We start from the raw sequence: 15744 nt of genomic DNA, 5'->3' as shown, positions 1-15744 counted from the left end.
TCCCTCTTATGTGAAAAGGATCCTCGTCACCGGAACAAACGGAAAATCAACCGTCACTTCCCTGATAGCGGCCGTGCTTTCCTCGGCGGGAAAAAACGCCATTGCCGGCGGAAATATAGGGATACCGGTGACGGAACTCCTGAAAAAATTCAAAAAAAACAGCATCCTCGTAGCCGAAGTGTCGAGCTATAATCTTGAAAAACATCTTTCACGCAAAGCTTTCGGGGCTGATGTGAGTATCCTCCTTAACATAGACAGCGACCATCTTTCAAGATACAGGAATATGGCCGAATACGGCGCTGTTAAAAAGAGCATATTCGCCGGTATCAGGCGCGGGGGCGTGGGCATAAGCGGAATCGCGGGATCGCCCGGCTCCGATATCCTGAGACTCGGGAAAGACATATATTTCCGGGGAAACACCATGCGATTTTCGCCGAAAGCCGCAAAAAAATTCCGCGCTTCTCAAGAGCTCATTTATGAAAAAGAAAAAATGAAACTCCTTTTTGACGCCAACAAAACCAACATCCTCGCCGCCGCCGGGGCGGCTATGGCGATGGGTGTCTCCTCCGAAAAGATCCGCAGGGGGGTGTACCGCTTCAGGCCGCTCGCAAACCGCCTTGAATATTCGGGGACTCACCGCGGCAGGATCTTTATCAATGACTCAAAAGCCACGAATGTTTCTTCCGTGCTCTTCGCCCTTAAAAATATAAACAGGCCCCTGATTTTAATAATGGGGGGACGGGACAAGGGCAGCTCATACAATCCTCTGTCCGGACACATGCAAAATGTGAAAACGCTTGTCGTTTACGGCGAGGCCGGCGCGAAAATAGCAAAAGAGCTCAATGGAAAAACTGAGATAACCGCCGCGGAAAAATTCGCTGACGCCTGTCTCAAGGCGCTTAAGAAAAGCTCCCCCGGCGACACAGTGCTGCTGTCTCCGGGGTGCTCATCGTTCGACCAGTTCAAAGATTTTGAGGAGAGGGGGAAAGCTTTCAAAAAATGGATAAAAAATCTTACTTAAAGGAGATCTTCATCCTGATCGCTTATTTTCTGTCAGGCGCCGGCCTCATCATGATCCTTGACATCACTTCGGTAACGAGCTCCTTTGAGCTCAACAATCCCTACTACTATTTTCTCCGGCAGTTGTTATGGCTGGCAGCAGCCAGCGTTATATTTTTCATTCTCTGGGAAATAGATATAAAGACCATGCGCAAGGCGATACCCTGGGCGATGCTGGCGGGGACGATAGTCCTTATCGCCATTCTCATCCCCGGAATAACACGATCGGTAAAAGGCGCGCGCCGGTGGCTGTTTCTTCCCGGCTCTGTCGCGGTGCAGCCGAGTGAATTCCTGAAAGTGATATGGGTTATGTACCTGGCTGATTATCTTGACAGGCACAGGGGCGAACTCGATGATTATAAAATATTAACGGGGCCCATGATCCTGCTTCTCGGCCTGGCGGGCCTCGTGTACAGCCAGCCCGACTTCGGCACAGCTGTCACCCTTATCCTGCTGTTTCTTGTGGTATTTTTTCTGGCTGAGGTTCCGGTGAGCAGGCTGATAGGCATCGTGCTGGCCGGGTTGCCCTTCGCCTACTGGGCCGTGTTCGGGACAGCTTACCGCAGGGACAGGATCACCGCGTTCATGGAACCTTTGAAACACCGGAGCGCCGAAGGCTATCAGCTGACGAGATCGCTTATCGCCGTTGTTTCAGGCGGCGTATTCGGAAAAGGAGCGGGCTCCTCCACTTCAAAACTGCTCTATCTTCCCTGCGCGCACACGGATTTCCTTTTCTCCGTTATCTGCGAGGAATTCGGGATCATAGGTTCTTTTCTGATTCTTTTATTATTCGCTGTTTTTGTTATAATCGGCTTTGAAATGGCAAAGAGGTGCAGGGACAAGTTCTCGAGGATACTCGTGGGCGGACTCACAACTCTCATAGCGCTGGGGGCTTTTGCCAATATCGCGGTGGGACTGGGGCTGCTGCCGACAAAGGGACTGGCGCTGCCGTTCATGAGTTACGGCGGCTCCAACCTCATGGCGACTTACATAGCTCTGGGGCTTATAATAAGCGTTTACATGGAGAGCGCCGAACGGATGCTGGGATGAACGCGAAACAAAAATTGCGCGGGTGTGGTTCAATGGTAGAATGTCAGCTTCCCAAGCTGAAGACGGGGGTTCGATTCCCCTCACCCGCTAAAAAGAAAATATGAAAATTGGAAAAAACGCAAAACAAATACTGGATTTCATACTTTTCCTAAAATTAAAATTGTTTTTTTTCCTACTGACGCCGTGTTCCATACACTTTTTAAACAAACTCGCGGACATAATCGGCTGCTTATGTTACTTTATCTTATTCCCCCGAAGACAAACAGCTCTCTGTAATTTGGATAAAGCTTTCGGCGATCTAAAAACAAAGAATGAAAAGAAAAAAATAGCTATAAAATCTTTTCAGAATTTTGTCAGAGGCGTTTTGGAGATGCGTTATTTTTATTGCCGCGGGACCGCTGAAATAAACCGCAGATTTGAATACAGCGGTCTTGAAAACTACACTGAGGCGCTGAAGAAAGGCCCCGTTCTTTTCATTTCAGGGCACATAGGCCAATTCCCTCTGATGGTGTGCAAATTCATTCTGGATAAATTTGATATGCACCTCATACTCAAGGCAGTATCCAATAAATATGTGGAGAACATGTTTAATGTTTACCGGCAGCGTTTGGCCAAGCCCGATAATATTTTCAAAACTATCATATATTATAAACCGCGTTTTATTGCTTTGAAAAGATCTCTTAAAGAATTAAAAAGCGGCCATTCCCTTTTCATATTTGTGGATCAGCGGTTTTCAAACGGCATAATGACAAAATTTTTCGGCAGAGACGTTCTCACCGCGACGGGTGCAGACACTCTCGCGCGTAAAACTTCCGCAACTGTACTGCCGGCTTTCATTATCCGCAAAGGCGCAAAGCATGTAATAAACATAGGCAAAGCCATTCCCATCGGCAGCGATGAATCCGAAAACACGCAGAAATTCACCGATCAAATTGAAAAAAACATAAGAAACTATCCGGGGCAGTGGTGGTGGTTCCACAGGAGGTGGAGATGACCCCTTCCATCACCGTGATAGATTACGGCCTGGGCAATATCCGGAGCGTCAGCAAGGCCCTGGCGCTGTCGGGAGCGGATGTGCGGGTGAGTGCCGGCATTGAACAAATAGAATCCGCCGACGGTATTGTCCTGCCGGGTGTGGGCGCTTTCGGCAAAGGGATGGACAATCTTGAAAAAGCGGATCTGATAACAATTATTAAATCACAAATAGAGGCCGGGAAACCGTGCCTGGGAATATGTCTCGGCCTTCAGATGCTCTTCAGCGTCAGCGAAGAACACGGCTCCTCGCCGGGTATGGACATAATAAAAGGGAAGGTAAACCTTTTCAGAAACGATCTGAAAATACCACACATGGGCTGGAATAAAGTGAAATTCCAAAACAGTCCCGCGGGTGAGAGCGGGATGTTCGAGGGAATAGCCGACGAAAGCTATTTTTATTTCGTGCACTCCTATCATGTGTCACCGGAAGATGCGGCTCTCGTATCTTCAACAACGGATTACGGCGGTGAATTCGCCTCATCCGTAGTCAAAGACAATCTCTGGGCCGTGCAGTTCCATCCGGAAAAAAGCGGAAAGGACGGATTGAGGATAATGAAAAACTTCATAGCCAAATGCGGGGGAAAAAATGAATGATCCCCAAAAGCGGAAAAGCAGCGCCCTGGCAAAAAGAATAATACCCTGCCTTGACGTTAAAAACGGCAGAGTGGTGAAAGGCGTGAATTTCGTCGACCTGGTGGACGCCGGTGACCCTGTGCAAATCGCCGCCGCTTACGCGCGGGCCGGGGCCGACGAGCTGGTTTATCTTGATATAACAGCTTCCGTGGAAAAGCGGCCTGCGATGCTGGAGATAGTGACGAAAACGGCCGAACAGGTATTCATCCCGCTGACGGTGGGCGGCGGAATAAGAAAACTCTCCGATATCTCAGACCTCCTGAAAGCGGGAGCGGACAAAGTATCCATGAACACATCGGCGGTGGAGAACCCCTCGATTATCCGCGCAGCCTCGCGCGAATTCGGCGCGCAGTGCATCATCACGGCGATAGACGCCAAAAAAACAGCCCCGGGGAAATGGGAAGTCTATACATACGGCGGAAGAAAAGCCACCGGGATAGATGTGATAGACTGGGCAAAAAAAACCGTGGAACTCGGCTCAGGCGAAATACTTCTCACCAGTATGGACAAAGACGGCACGCAGTCGGGTTTTGATATAGAACTGACCGCGGCTGTCTCGAAAGCCGTCAGTGTGCCGGTTATCGCCTCGGGAGGGGCGGGCGAGCTGATCCATCTTAAAGACGCCCTTGATAAGGGCAAAGCCGACGCGGTCCTGGCCGCGTCGATATTTCACTTCGGCAAATTCTCTATCACGGAAACAAAAAAATATCTGCGGGAGAACGGTATTCCCGTCCGCATATAACGCGCCTATTTTGAATAGGGTTTGCGGGGGCAAAGGCCTTTTAAAAAACAGATATCGCAGTCAGGCTTCCTTGCCGCGCAAACGGCGCGGCCGTGTTCTATAAACAGATAGGATATTCTGCCCCAGTCTTTTTTCGGGAATGATCTCATAAGATCCTGTTCAATCTTCAGGGGATCTTTGCAGCCGCTCAAGCCCAGCCTCTGAGACAGGCGCCCCACATGGGTGTCCACGGCTATGCCGAAAATTTTGCCGAAAGCGTTGCAGCTTATGATATTGGCGGTTTTCCGGCCTATGCCCGGAAGAGCGGTGAGATCTTCCATTGTCCGCGGCACTTCACCTTTATGTTTTTTCAGGATTATTTTAGCGGAATCCAAAATGTTTCTGGATTTGTTCCTGAAAAACCCCGTGGAGCGTATGTCATTTTCAAACTCATTTATATCGGCCGAGGCATATTCTTTTACGGACCTGTATTTGGCGAAGAGCTTTTCCGTCACCATGTTCACCCTTTTGTCCGTGCACTGAGCCGAAAGAACCGTGGCCACAAGAAGCTCCCAGGGGCTTTTATATTTCAGGGCTATACGGGCGCGGGGATAATGTTCTTTCAAAAGACGGTATATTTTTAGAGCCTCTGTTTTCATCCCGTATTATAACAAAAATCAAAGCGGCAATTGACAAAAGCCCGTTTTTTTATAAGAATTCTGTCTATGAAAAGAACATATCAGCCACATAAAAAAAAGCGGGCAAGAGTGCACGGTTTTAGAAAGAGGATGCAGACATCTTCCGGAGTGAATGTTTTGAATGCAAGACGCAAGAAAGGCAGAAAAAAACTCACACCGTAATAAATTCACAGAAAATCAGTTTTTCAGATGTTTTGTACTGAGGGATCCTTCGCCGGAAGGGCGTATTCGTTTAAGGATAGCCAAACGCATCATACCTCTGGCCGTGCGGAGAAACAAAATCAAAAGATGGATCAGGGAAGGCTCGCGGACATTGGGCATGGAAGGAAGAAGCGATATATGCGTGACATTGAGAAAGGCGCCGCCGGCCGAATACGGCGAATTTTCGCGGTCTCTGAAAGAGGTGCTGGCGGGATGTTTATGAATTTGTTGAAAAGCGCGGTGAGTTTTCCCGTGAAAATATGGCAGGCCGTTCCGAGAACGCCTTCATGCAGATTCCATCCGTCCTGCTCCAATTACTTCCTTGAGGCTCTTGAAAAATACGGCATCGCGAAAGGTTCTTTGAAAAGTTTTCTGAGATTGATGCGCTGCCATCCCTTCGCCCGCGGCGGCGTGGATCTGCCATAGCGAAGGGTTTGAAAATTTAAGGAGAAATTATTATGAACGATATGGACAAACGCTCGGCTCTGGCGGTAGCCCTCTCATTTATAGTGCTGGCCTTGTGGTGGAGCGCTATTTCCAAAAAACAAAAACCGCCGGAGGAGCGCGCGCCTCAAACAACAAGCACTTCACCGGTCGAGAAAAAAACCTCCGCGGCCCCTGAGACAAAACGCCAGGAAGTTCAGGAAATCCCCGCACCCCGCGAAGAGGATACCCTGGAAATATCAAATTCTTCAATGCGCTGCCTTATAGGGAAAGAATCGGGCGACATACGCCATCTTTTCATCAGGGAAAAAAACGGCGAGGTAGACCTTATCAAAGAGGGCGAAACAAGGCCCTTTCGTTTTTATGCCAACGGCGCGGCGCTTCAAGACCCCGTTGTGATAAAAAGGGGTGCCCAGATACATCTGTCCTACAAAGGAGCCTCGGCCGTTTATTCGCTTAACGACGAATATATGACGATCAATCTGTCTCCGGCCGGAGACGCTCATGTGGAAGCGGCCTGGGCGGGCGGCATAGGCACCGACCCCGAACTTATGGAAGAGCAGGAAAAGCGCAAGCTGCAGCTATTCCATTACAACAACGGCGAAAAAATAAAAAAAATATCTTCTCCCCTGGAAAGCGCCCTGTCCGAATGGGTGAGCGTTTCAAACAGATATTTCCTTCTGGCGTTCTTTCCCTCAGGAAAAACTTCTTTCTCTATTGATCCTAAGCAGACGAATCCGGAAATAGTGTTCTCGCCTGAAGGCAAATCGCTGAAACTGAAAATACTCGCAGCCGAAAAATCCTATTCCGGCTTATCCGCGAGGAAAAACGGCCTTGAGAAAACATTGAACCTCGGGCTCTTTTCCTTTATAAGCGTTTTCTTCATCCACATACTTAATTTCTTTTACGGCATCTTCGGCAATTACGGCTGGTCAATATGCCTGCTGACGCTGATCATACAGATATTCATGTTCCCGCTGACAAAGAAAAATATCAAATCCGCGGAAGCCATGAAACGCATACAGCCCTATGTCAAAAAACTGCAGTCACAGTACAAGGATGACCCCAAACGCATGAACGAGGAGCTGCTCAATCTTTACCGCGTGCAGAAAGTGAACCCTCTCGGCGGATGCCTCCCCGTGCTGATACAGATACCTATTTTCTGGAGCTTGTTCACAATGCTCCAGGGCCTTGTTGAACTCAGAGGCGCTCATTTTATTTTCTGGCTCACCGACCTTTCAAGGCCGGATATGCTTTTCGGCCATCTGCCCGCCTTCCTGCCTTTCATAGGTTCATGGCCGATAGGGCCTCTGCCGCTCCTTATGGGCGCCACGATGTTTTTTCAGCAGAAGTTAAGCATAACGGATCCCACCCAGAAGATGCTGCTCCTTATGCCGCTGTTCTTCACTTTCATATTCCTCAAATTCCCGTCGGGGCTCGTCCTTTACTGGCTGACAAGCAACGTCATCACTCTGGCGCAACACATTTTACTTAAGAAATTAAAATGACCGGAGCGCGGGAACATTCCGCCGGAAAGGCAAAATATTACCCCGACACCATAGCCGCGCCAATCTGCGCATGGGGCCACGCGAGCGTCGGATTAATACGGATAAGCGGGCCCTGCACGGGGAAAATTCTTGAGAAAATCTTCAACCCCGCGGACCATAAAAAAATAAAGGATATCGCCTCGCACAGCGTCACATACGGGCGCATACACGACGGCGGAGAAGTCGTGGACGAGGTTCTCGTTTTTCTTATGCGCAGCCCCCGCAGCTACACGCGCGAAGATGTCGCCGAGATCTCATCGCACGGCGGCCCGGTTATAATAAAAAAAATCTTTAAGCTCATCCTGGAGCATGGGGCCAGAGCCGCCGAACCCGGGGAATTCACAAAACGGGCTTTTTTAAACGGCCGCATAGATCTCATCCAGGCTGAATCCGTCGCCGGTATAATAAGCGCGCGGGGTGAGAGAGCGGCAAAAATCGCCGCGGCCCAGATGGGCGGTAAACTTTCACGAAAATTGGATGAATTGCGGAAACTACTCATAACATCCGCCGCCGAACTCAACGCCGCCATAGATTTTCCCGAAGACGATATTCCGCTGAGCCTGGCAAAAATAAAAAAGGACATTTCGCGAGCGGAGGAAGAGAGCGCCCGGCTGCTTGACGGATATGAGGCCGGACGGCTCTTCAGCGAAGGGGTAAAAATAGTGATAGCGGGAAAACCGAATGTGGGAAAATCCTCACTCATAAACGCGCTCAGCTCATCCGAGCGGGCAATTGTCACAGCCATTCCCGGAACAACAAGAGATATAATCAGGGAAAGCGTTGAAATAGGCGGAATACCCGCTGAACTCTACGACACGGCGGGCTTAAGAAAAAAACCGCGAGGCGTGATAGAAAAAATAGGCATGAACAAAACCATGGACGCCATAAATAAGGCGGACATTATAATCTTTGTTTTCGACGCTTCAAAAAAAGCCGATGAGCAGGACATGAACATCATCCGTATGCTGGAACCCTTCCGTAAAAAAACAATCATGGCCGGAAACAAAATAGACCTCGGCAGAAAAGAACAACCAAAAAAAATGGCAGCACGCCCTGTTTACATATCCTGCCTGAAAGACCTCGGAATAAGCGGCCTCAAAAAACATCTGGCCAGGCATCTCGTTTCGGGCTCCTTTATTTCCGAAGACGACACCCTCCTCACTTCCGCGCGTCAGGCCGATTGCCTGAAAAACTGTCTTTCCCAAATCAAAGAAGCCCGCGGGATCCTCTCCCGAAGGCCCGCTGAAAGCGTCTGGCTCATTGAAAAGGCCCTCGCCGAACTTGACAAAATAACCGGCCGGGAATTCAGGGAAGAGATGATAAACGAGATATTCTCAAAATTCTGTATAGGCAAATAATGGCAGAGGTTTGGCTGGATAAGTCCCCGAAAAGCGCTTTTTCGCTAGACGGAAAATTTTTAACGGATAAAAAATCTAAAATTCCGCAACTCGCCCCGGCTTAATGCCGTGGCTCAGACAAGCGGAATTTCTTTACGCTTTTTTCTCCTAAATTTTCCTATATCGCTCTAAAGCGTCTTTTCGGGGACTTTTCAGAGTTTCAGGCTAATTTCTTTTTGAATATTTTTGTAAGGTCTTCGGCTATCTTGGTTATTTCTTTATGGGAAGGCCCTTCCACCATGATCCGCAGAAGGAGCTGGGTGCCGGAGTATCTGATAAGGACTCTGCCGCGGCCCGCGAGCTTCGCGGACGCCTCGTCATATGTTTTTTTGAGCTCAGGCACCTTTTTGAAATCCGCTCTTTTGCCCACGGGCAAATTGATGAGCACCTGGGGATATCTTTTCATAACTTTTCTCAATTCCGAAAGTTTCTTTTTTGTATGCTTCATCACGGAAATAAGCTGGAGCGCCGTGAGAAGTCCGTCTCCGGTGCTGTGATGATTGAGAAAAATAATATGCCCTGAATCCTCGCCGCCTATGACGGCTCCGCGCTTGTACATCTCTTCAAGAACATATTTATCCCCGACCCTCGTCATGGAACTCCTGATCCCTTTCTGCTCGAAATATTTACGAAGGCCGTAATTGGACATGACCGTTCCCACCACGAAATTGTTTTTGAGCTGTTTCTGTTCTTTCAGAAAATTGGAAACAATGGCTATTATCTCGTCGCCTGAAACTATATGGCCTTTTTCATCAATCGCGATGAGCCGGTCGCCGTCGCCGTCAAAAGCAAATCCCGCGTTCGAGCGCTCTTTTAAAACTATGTTAGCGAGCTTTTCAGGATACAGGGAACCGCAGTTCTTATTGATGTTGGTCCCGTCCGGGCTGATGCCCACGGCTTTAACCTCCGCGCGGAGTTCGTTGAAGATCATCGGGGCTATTTTATAAGTGGCGCCGTTTGCGCAATCGAGTGTGACCTTCATTCCTTCCAGAGAAAAATCCCGCGGAAGTGAATTTTTCAGGAATACTATGTAACGCCCGAGAGCGTCATCCACACGGACATTCTTCCCTATCCGCGAAGACACGGGGAGAAGGTGGTGTATGTTTGCCGAAAGCGCTATCTTTTCTATTTCCTTTTCCGCGGAATCCGAAAGTTTCATGCCCTCGGAGTTGAACACTTTGATGCCGTTGTCCATATAGGGATTATGCGAGGCGGAAATAACCACGCCGGCATCCGCGTTGATGTTTTTTGTCAGGAACGCTATTCCCGGAGTGGGCATAGGCCCCACAAGCAGGACATCCCCGCCCATTGCCGTGATCCCGGCGGCGAGCGAACTCTCAAGCATATATCCCGAAAGCCGGGTGTCTTTGCCTATCAGTATTTTCGGGCGGTGAGATTTTGTCTTCTTGAAATAATTCGCCAGAGCGCCGCCAACTTTCATAATATGAAAAGGCGTCATCGGGCTTTTGTTGGCCACGCCCCTAATTCCGTCCGTTCCGAATAATCTCATTTTCTGCCCTCCAACTCGAGTGTCCCCATATTCCATTTGATTATTGTTCCGTTTTCCCATGTTCCGCGGACAGTAAAATTAGGGTATACCATGCAATTTTTACCAAGTATGGTTCCCGGCATCATGACCGAATTGCATCCGGTTGAGACGCCGTCTCCGAGAATGGCGCCGAATTTTCTCAATCCCGTATTAATTTTATGCCTCGTATCCGGATTTATAACATTTATTATATCCTCACTCAGCTTAAAATTAGCAAGCTTTGTACCCGCTCCAAGATTAACACTGCCGAGTATACTGTCTCCTATATAAGCAAAATGACCGGCTTTGCTCTTACCCGTCATTATCGCGTTTTTAATTTCAGTCGTGTGGCCGATAACGCATCCGGGGCCGGTGATGACCTTGCCCCTTATGTAGGCGCCCTGCCGCACCTCGCTCTTCTCGCCTATTATGACCGGGCCCGTTATCATAGCGCCGGGCTCGACGACAACTCCCGGGCCAAGTTCTATGTTGTCATCCATAAGAAGAGCGCCCGCGTGAACGACCGCGCCGTTTTCAAGCACTTTTTTTTCTGTTATAAGGTCACCGCCATTTCTGATGTCGCTCACATTCGGCTTTATGTGTTTCTTAATGTAACCGCCGATCAGCGGCAGCACTTCCCAGACAGTTTCAACATCCTTAAAAATCTCCCTGTGGGGAAAACCGCTCAGGTCAAAAAAATCTTCAGCTTTAAAAGTCAATGTTCACATCCTGTCGTTCTCTGCTTGATATTTTGAAAAGATCAGCGTCTTTATATCCCACGAAAGACGCCAGCATAGCGTCCGGCAGCTGGTGTATCCTTATGTTATAGACATTCACGCTGTCGTTGTAGAATTCCCTGCGGTCGGCTATCTGGTTCTCTATCTGCGTTATCCTGCTCTGCAGATGCGCGAAATTCTCGTTCGCTTTCAGTTCCGGGTATTTTTCCGAAAGAGCGAAGAGCTTTCCCAGGGCGCCGCTGAGCATATTTTCCGCCTGGCCCTGCTCGGCGACGGTGCCCGCGTGAATGCAGGCGCCGCGGGCTTTTATCACATCAACAATCGTTGATTTCTCGTGCCCCATATACCCCTTGACGGTTTTCACCAGCTTCGGGATCTCATCATACCTCTGCTTTAAGAGGACATCGATGTTGGACCAGGCCTTATCCGCATTTCTTTTGAGCACCACAAGATTGTTGTAAATCTTGACTATGTATATCACCACCGCGGCAAGCGAGCCCCAGAGCAGAATATCTATAATATAATCCATAAGCCTGACCCTCCTCTAATATTTCCTGAATATTAGCAAATTTTACCTTTCACACAAAAGCCGCGCACTAAGTTAATAATCCCAATAAAGCGCTTTAAAGCGATATAGGAAAATTTAGGAGAAAAAATCGTAAAGAAATTCCGCTTGTCTGAGCCTCGGTGCTAAGCCGGGGCGAGTTGCGGAATTTTAGATTTTTTATCCGTTAAAAATTTTCCGTCTAGCGAAAAAGCGGTTTTTGGGGTTATATACATCCGCATTTTATTTTTCGATAAGGCCTGATGAGCGCAAGAGGCCGAGAAGAAAATATGAAGAAACCGCGAACACGACAATGCCCCCGGAAATAAAAAAGAAACTTTTCAGCGCGAAGCCGCTCAAAAGTTCCTTCTCGCTTTTATCGGATATGAGCATCTTTTCAGCGTTTCTCCCCGACACCGCCACATCGCAGAGGTCATCAGCGCCTTCTTCAAGCGCGATCGCTTTTTTAATGTCCTCCACCGCCATCATCCATTCGTGATCGTCCAGATTGCCGTCGCCGTTTAAATCATATTTCGCGCGGGATTCGGCCGAGGCCTTGATCTCCTTGAGCCGCGTCAGGAGCTTCTCCTTTCTCCCTGCCATCACATCGCGGCTTTTGCCGGCATAGCCTATGGCATAGAGCTGTTCGCCGGGAGACACATACCATTCGCTGTATCTTTTCGCGCCGTCACCATAACCTTCCGAATGATAGTATTTTCTTTCAAGTATGCTGTCGCAGTTAAAGGGCTCTATCAGCACGGTGCCTGTTGAATCCTTGATGTAAAAAGGCGTTATGCTCTGGCCCTCGGCGATCACCTTCCAGGCCCGGCGGCGGTTTTCGCCGTGGCCTGTCACGGTCAGTTTCTCCACTTTGTATTTATAGAACACGCAGTTGATTCCGTTGAGTTTTGTCTCCAGCGGATACTTCGCGGCGGAGACGCCCTTAAGTTCCACTATGCCCATGGGCATGGAGCGTATTTTTGAGGTGGGTATGTTCTCTATCATGCTCTTGATGCCGAATAGCTCCCATCCCCAGAAGAACATGAAAACACTCAGCACAAGAAGCGTAGCCAGCGCTATGAGAAGCTTCAGCTCGTTTTCCCCGAGCTTTATGTTACCGCCCAGAAACAACAGGGAGACAATAATGAGAACAGCAACAATGCCGGCGTTTCTGATCACCTGATTTATTCTCGGCTGAAAATCCATATTAAGCGGAATTGAACAGGCCGCATTCATTCTTGAAATCGCAGGCGCCGCAATAGTTGTTCCGGCGGGGCCGGAAATCGCTCTCCCCCGCCATGCGGTCCGCTGTCATCTCAATGCGCTGTTTTATTCGTCCGACGTCAAAACGGTTCACGTCATAAGTCACCTTTTTGGCGTGCCTCAGAAAAATATACGAAACCGCCGTTATCTTTTTCCTGAAATATTCGGTACAGCCGATGTAGTATATGGGAAGCTGAAGATCCCTCTCAAGCGTTTCCTTCTCGGGTATCTGCCTGTGCGTTTTATAATCTATTATCTCAAAACCGCCGCCGTTCCTGTGTATCCTGTCTATAAAGCCCCCCACCTGATGGCGGCCAGCGGAAAACGAGAATTGCGGCTCCACGCGCCAGGCGGGGCTGAAATCACCGCGGACAAAAACCTCGTAGTAATTCTCAAGTATCTGTCTGCCCTCCTCAAAAGCGCGCTCGCTTTCCTCACTGCTGTAGCCCTCGCTCTTCCAATGCCGCCTGAGCGCGGAAATAAGATTTTCTTTCGAGGGCTTCTTCAGCCCCAGCCAGTACGAGAGGCGGCCCGAATAAAAATCCTCAAGAGCCGCGTGCAGGGAATGGCCGAAGGAAAAATACTTTTTGTAAGGAGTCTTCACCCTGTCGATATAAACTTTCTTATACGAATACGGGCATTTCTCATAAGCGCTCAATTTTGAATAACTCAGGCGCATTTATTCGCCTCCGGCTTTCACAATAGCGTCCGTCATAGCCGCGACTCTCTTCATAGCTCCGACATCATGCACCCTGATCATATCCGCCCCGTTCATAATGGCGGCGGCCACGGCAGCGGCGGTCCCTTCCAGCCTGTCATTCTCCGGAAGGTTCAGCGTTTTGCCGATAAAAGACTTGCGCGAGACCCCGGCCAGCACGGGCCTGCCGAGTTCTTTTAATTCAGCGAGGCGCTGGAGTATTATGAGATTGTGCTCAACAGTCTTGCCGAACCCGATTCCAGGATCCACTATTATCATGTTCTCGCTGATGCCCGCCTCAAGAGCGCCCTTGATAGCTTTGCGCAGATATTCCTTTATGGAATCCATCACATCGTCATAGACGATCACGCCATCCTGCATATTTTCAGGTATCCCTTTGATGTGCATGAGTATGGCCGGCACCCCGTATTCGGATACTATTCCCGGCATCTTCTTATCAAACTGAAAAGCGCTTATGTCATTTATCATGGCGGCGCCGTTTTCCAGGGCGGCTCTTGCGACTTCCGATTTGTATGTGTCAATGGATACGGGAACATCAAATTTTGAAGACAGCTCTTTTATGAGAGAGGCCGTCCTTTTTATTTCTTCTCCGGCATCTATCGCTTTGGCCCCGGGACGGGTTGACTGACCGCCGACATCAAGAATGTCGGCACCCTCTCTGATGAAACGCCCGGCCTGGCGGAGAGCCTCATCATCTGAATTGAGGCCGTCGCCCGAAAAAGAATCCGGCGATGTGTTGATGATACCCATTATAAAAGTTCTTTCGCCGAAGGGGATGGCGTATTTTTTTCCGCTCGATCTGCTTGTCCAATCCATGGAATTATTTTAGCAAAAAAACACAAAAATGTTATAATGGCGGCGTGATTAAACTTATTTCTCTTATCTACGGCGCGGCAACCGGGATAAACCGCTTTCTTTTTGAAAAAGGTTTACGCAAAAAAGCGATAATGCCGGGTTTTGTGATTTCTGCCGGCAACATATCCGCCGGCGGCACCGGGAAAACGGCGTTTGTCATTGATCTGTGCCGGATGCTGGGCGGTAAAAAGAAACCAGCCGTCATAACCCGGGGATATAAAGGAAAAACAAAAGGCCCCGCACAGGCGCAAACAGGCTCCGGGGCGGCTGAACTTTTCGGTGATGAAGCCGTGATGATGGCGGAAAAACTCGCCCCGACACCCGTCATCGTCTCCAAAAACAGAATTAAGGGAATAAGATACGCGCGTAAAAAATTCAAAAGCGGCATTTTCATCCTTGATGACGCCTTCCAGAATTTCACAATGGGAAAAGACAGGGACATAGTGATTGTTGACGCCCTTTCTCCCTGGCGGGGCCTTATGAGGGAAGGGAAGCGCGCTCTCAGGCGGGCCGATATGATCGTCATCAGCAAATCAAATCTCGCCGAAACGCGGGATGTGGAAAAATTGAAGGAACAAATACGCTCTTTTACAAAAGCTCCCGTTATAAGCTCGGAACTGAAACTCAGCGGTATCATGGATATAAAGACTTCGGAAAAAATATCCGCTGTATCCCTGGAGAACAAGGAGCTCGGGGCCTTCTGCGGCATAGGGAAACCCGATTCTTTCAAAAGATTCCTTGAAAAAAACGGGATCGCCTTACAACAGTTCATATCTTTCGGCGATCATCATGATTACAGCGGCTCCGACATTGATAAGCTGGACAAGAATCTCACATGGCTGACAACGGCAAAAGACGCCGTGAAGCTCGGGGGACTTTCTTCGCCCGCCGACATACTAAGCGTTGAAACGGAATCCGCATACAGCGAAGACATCGTAAAGCTCATTTTCCCCGGGGGCGGAGAGAACAAAGCCGTGCTGCTCGACCGTGACGGCACACTGAATATCGATCCTGGTTATGTAATAAAGAAAAAAGACCTGAAACTCTTTCCTGAAACGATCCCCGCCCTCAAAAAACTTTCTGACGCCGGTTATCTCCTTATAATAGCAAGCAATCAATCGGGAATAGGCAGAGGTTATTACAGCTTGAATCAGGTGAAGAAATTCAATAAAGCCCTGACAGACAAACTCGCCGGGAACGGAATAAACATATCGGGCATATACATCTGCCCCCACAGGCCTGACGAAGAATGCGCCTGCAGAAAACCGGAAGCACTGCTTTTTGAAAAAGCCATAGACGACTTCGGCATTGATG

Annotated in this window: 18 protein-coding genes and 1 tRNA gene; 12 read left to right on the top strand and 7 right to left on the bottom strand. The window is 49.0% G+C overall.

What is annotated here, in order from left to right; all coding sequences use genetic code 11:
• The 6 genes from murD to hisF all read left to right on the top strand — a co-directional run.
• A partial coding sequence (murD, locus tag FP827_01725; GenBank protein MBA3051802.1) for a UDP-N-acetylmuramoyl-L-alanine--D-glutamate ligase occupies positions 1-1021 on the top strand: 1021 nt, incomplete at its 5' end.
• Complete coding sequence (ftsW, locus tag FP827_01720) at positions 1000-2109, top strand: putative lipid II flippase FtsW (protein ID MBA3051801.1); 1110 nt, start codon at positions 1000-1002, stop codon at positions 2107-2109. The genes murD and ftsW, both read left to right, overlap by 22 nt.
• An 18-nt stretch (positions 2110-2127) precedes the next feature.
• Positions 2128-2198, top strand: a tRNA-Gly gene (locus tag FP827_01715).
• Between the two features lie 11 nt (positions 2199-2209).
• Entirely contained in the window at positions 2210-3103 is an 894-nt protein-coding gene (locus FP827_01710; GenBank protein ID MBA3051800.1) for a hypothetical protein, read from the top strand.
• Positions 3100-3738: an imidazole glycerol phosphate synthase subunit HisH gene (gene hisH, locus FP827_01705; protein ID MBA3051799.1), complete on the top strand. Its 639-nt coding sequence runs from the start codon at positions 3100-3102 to the stop codon at positions 3736-3738. The genes FP827_01710 and hisH overlap by 4 nt, the downstream gene beginning before the upstream one ends.
• Positions 3731-4519: an imidazole glycerol phosphate synthase subunit HisF gene (gene hisF, locus FP827_01700; protein ID MBA3051798.1), complete on the top strand. Its 789-nt coding sequence runs from the start codon at positions 3731-3733 to the stop codon at positions 4517-4519. The genes hisH and hisF overlap by 8 nt, the downstream gene beginning before the upstream one ends.
• Before the next feature lie 5 nt (positions 4520-4524).
• Here the strand turns inward: hisF and nth are convergent, their stop codons facing one another.
• On the bottom strand, positions 4525-5157 hold the full coding sequence (gene nth / locus FP827_01695; protein ID MBA3051797.1) for an endonuclease III: 633 nt from the start codon (positions 5155-5157) through the stop codon (positions 4525-4527).
• A 66-nt stretch (positions 5158-5223) separates the two neighbouring features.
• On the opposite strand from nth, the gene FP827_01690 reads away from it, so the two are divergent.
• Genes FP827_01690 through mnmE form a run of 5 tightly spaced genes read left to right on the top strand, consistent with a single transcriptional unit; the run spans position 5224 to position 8746 of the window.
• Positions 5224-5358: a 50S ribosomal protein L34 gene (locus FP827_01690; protein ID MBA3051796.1), complete on the top strand. Its 135-nt coding sequence runs from the start codon at positions 5224-5226 to the stop codon at positions 5356-5358.
• Positions 5318-5620, top strand: a complete 303-nt coding sequence (locus FP827_01685) for a hypothetical protein (protein MBA3051795.1) — start codon at positions 5318-5320, stop codon at positions 5618-5620. The genes FP827_01690 and FP827_01685 overlap by 41 nt, the downstream gene beginning before the upstream one ends.
• Before the next feature lie 2 nt (positions 5621-5622).
• Positions 5623-5823, top strand: a complete 201-nt coding sequence (gene yidD, locus FP827_01680; protein ID MBA3051794.1) for a membrane protein insertion efficiency factor YidD — start codon at positions 5623-5625, stop codon at positions 5821-5823.
• 32 nt (positions 5824-5855) lie between these two features.
• Positions 5856-7349: a membrane protein insertase YidC gene (gene yidC, locus FP827_01675; GenBank protein ID MBA3051793.1), complete on the top strand. Its 1494-nt coding sequence runs from the start codon at positions 5856-5858 to the stop codon at positions 7347-7349.
• Entirely contained in the window at positions 7346-8746 is a 1401-nt protein-coding gene (mnmE, locus tag FP827_01670) for a tRNA uridine-5-carboxymethylaminomethyl(34) synthesis GTPase MnmE (GenBank protein MBA3051792.1), read from the top strand. The genes yidC and mnmE overlap by 4 nt, the downstream gene beginning before the upstream one ends.
• 199 nt (positions 8747-8945) lie before the next feature.
• Here mnmE and FP827_01665 read toward each other — a convergent pair whose 3' ends face one another.
• The 6 genes from FP827_01665 to folP form a co-directional block, all read right to left on the bottom strand.
• Positions 8946-10295 (bottom strand): phosphoglucosamine mutase, encoded by a 1350-nt coding sequence (locus FP827_01665; GenBank protein ID MBA3051791.1) that lies wholly within the window; start codon positions 10293-10295, stop codon positions 8946-8948.
• A complete protein-coding gene (locus FP827_01660) occupies positions 10292-11032 on the bottom strand; it encodes a glucose-1-phosphate thymidylyltransferase (GenBank protein ID MBA3051790.1) in 741 nt (246 codons plus the stop codon). Before FP827_01660 ends, FP827_01665 begins: the two co-directional genes overlap by 4 nt.
• Positions 11022-11579 (bottom strand): LemA family protein, encoded by a 558-nt coding sequence (locus FP827_01655; protein ID MBA3051789.1) that lies wholly within the window; start codon positions 11577-11579, stop codon positions 11022-11024. Before FP827_01655 ends, FP827_01660 begins: the two co-directional genes overlap by 11 nt.
• Before the next feature lie 258 nt (positions 11580-11837).
• Entirely contained in the window at positions 11838-12830 is a 993-nt protein-coding gene (locus FP827_01650) for a hypothetical protein (GenBank protein ID MBA3051788.1), read from the bottom strand.
• The gene (locus FP827_01645) at positions 12802-13536 is read right to left on the bottom strand and encodes a PD-(D/E)XK nuclease family protein (GenBank protein MBA3051787.1); all 735 of its coding nucleotides are present in this window, start codon (positions 13534-13536) and stop codon (positions 12802-12804) included. The genes FP827_01650 and FP827_01645 overlap by 29 nt, the downstream gene beginning before the upstream one ends.
• A complete protein-coding gene (gene folP, locus FP827_01640; protein MBA3051786.1) occupies positions 13537-14391 on the bottom strand; it encodes a dihydropteroate synthase in 855 nt (284 codons plus the stop codon).
• A 44-nt stretch (positions 14392-14435) separates the two neighbouring features.
• Between folP and lpxK the strand changes: the two genes are divergently transcribed.
• On the top strand, positions 14436-15744 hold a 1309-nt coding region (gene lpxK / locus FP827_01635; protein MBA3051785.1), incomplete at its 3' end, for a tetraacyldisaccharide 4'-kinase.

Source organism: Candidatus Omnitrophota bacterium (genome assembly GCA_013791745.1).
Classification (GTDB): Bacteria; CG03; CG03; order CG03; family CG03; genus CG03.
This window is presented reverse-complemented; position numbering and strand designations above follow the sequence as displayed.

Bases quoted from the DNA above. Each gene is read 5' to 3' on its own strand.
- ftsW (MBA3051801.1), top strand. From the start codon at position 1,000: ATGGATAAAAAATCTTACTTAAAGGAGATCTTCATCCTGATCGCTTAT.
- FP827_01710 (MBA3051800.1), top strand. From the start codon at position 2,210: ATGAAAATTGGAAAAAACGCAAAACAAATACTGGATTTCATACTTTTC.
- hisH (MBA3051799.1), top strand. From the start codon at position 3,100: ATGACCCCTTCCATCACCGTGATAGATTACGGCCTGGGCAATATCCGG.
- hisF (MBA3051798.1), top strand. From the start codon at position 3,731: ATGAATGATCCCCAAAAGCGGAAAAGCAGCGCCCTGGCAAAAAGAATA.
- nth (MBA3051797.1), bottom strand. From the start codon at position 5,157: ATGAAAACAGAGGCTCTAAAAATATACCGTCTTTTGAAAGAACATTAT.
- FP827_01690 (MBA3051796.1), top strand. From the start codon at position 5,224: ATGAAAAGAACATATCAGCCACATAAAAAAAAGCGGGCAAGAGTGCAC.
- FP827_01685 (MBA3051795.1), top strand. From the start codon at position 5,318: ATGCAAGACGCAAGAAAGGCAGAAAAAAACTCACACCGTAATAAATTC.
- yidC (MBA3051793.1), top strand. From the start codon at position 5,856: ATGAACGATATGGACAAACGCTCGGCTCTGGCGGTAGCCCTCTCATTT.
- mnmE (MBA3051792.1), top strand. From the start codon at position 7,346: ATGACCGGAGCGCGGGAACATTCCGCCGGAAAGGCAAAATATTACCCC.
- FP827_01665 (MBA3051791.1), bottom strand. From the start codon at position 10,295: ATGAGATTATTCGGAACGGACGGAATTAGGGGCGTGGCCAACAAAAGC.
- FP827_01655 (MBA3051789.1), bottom strand. From the start codon at position 11,579: ATGGATTATATTATAGATATTCTGCTCTGGGGCTCGCTTGCCGCGGTG.
- FP827_01650 (MBA3051788.1), bottom strand. From the start codon at position 12,830: ATGAATGCGGCCTGTTCAATTCCGCTTAATATGGATTTTCAGCCGAGA.
- FP827_01645 (MBA3051787.1), bottom strand. From the start codon at position 13,536: ATGCGCCTGAGTTATTCAAAATTGAGCGCTTATGAGAAATGCCCGTAT.
- folP (MBA3051786.1), bottom strand. From the start codon at position 14,391: ATGGATTGGACAAGCAGATCGAGCGGAAAAAAATACGCCATCCCCTTC.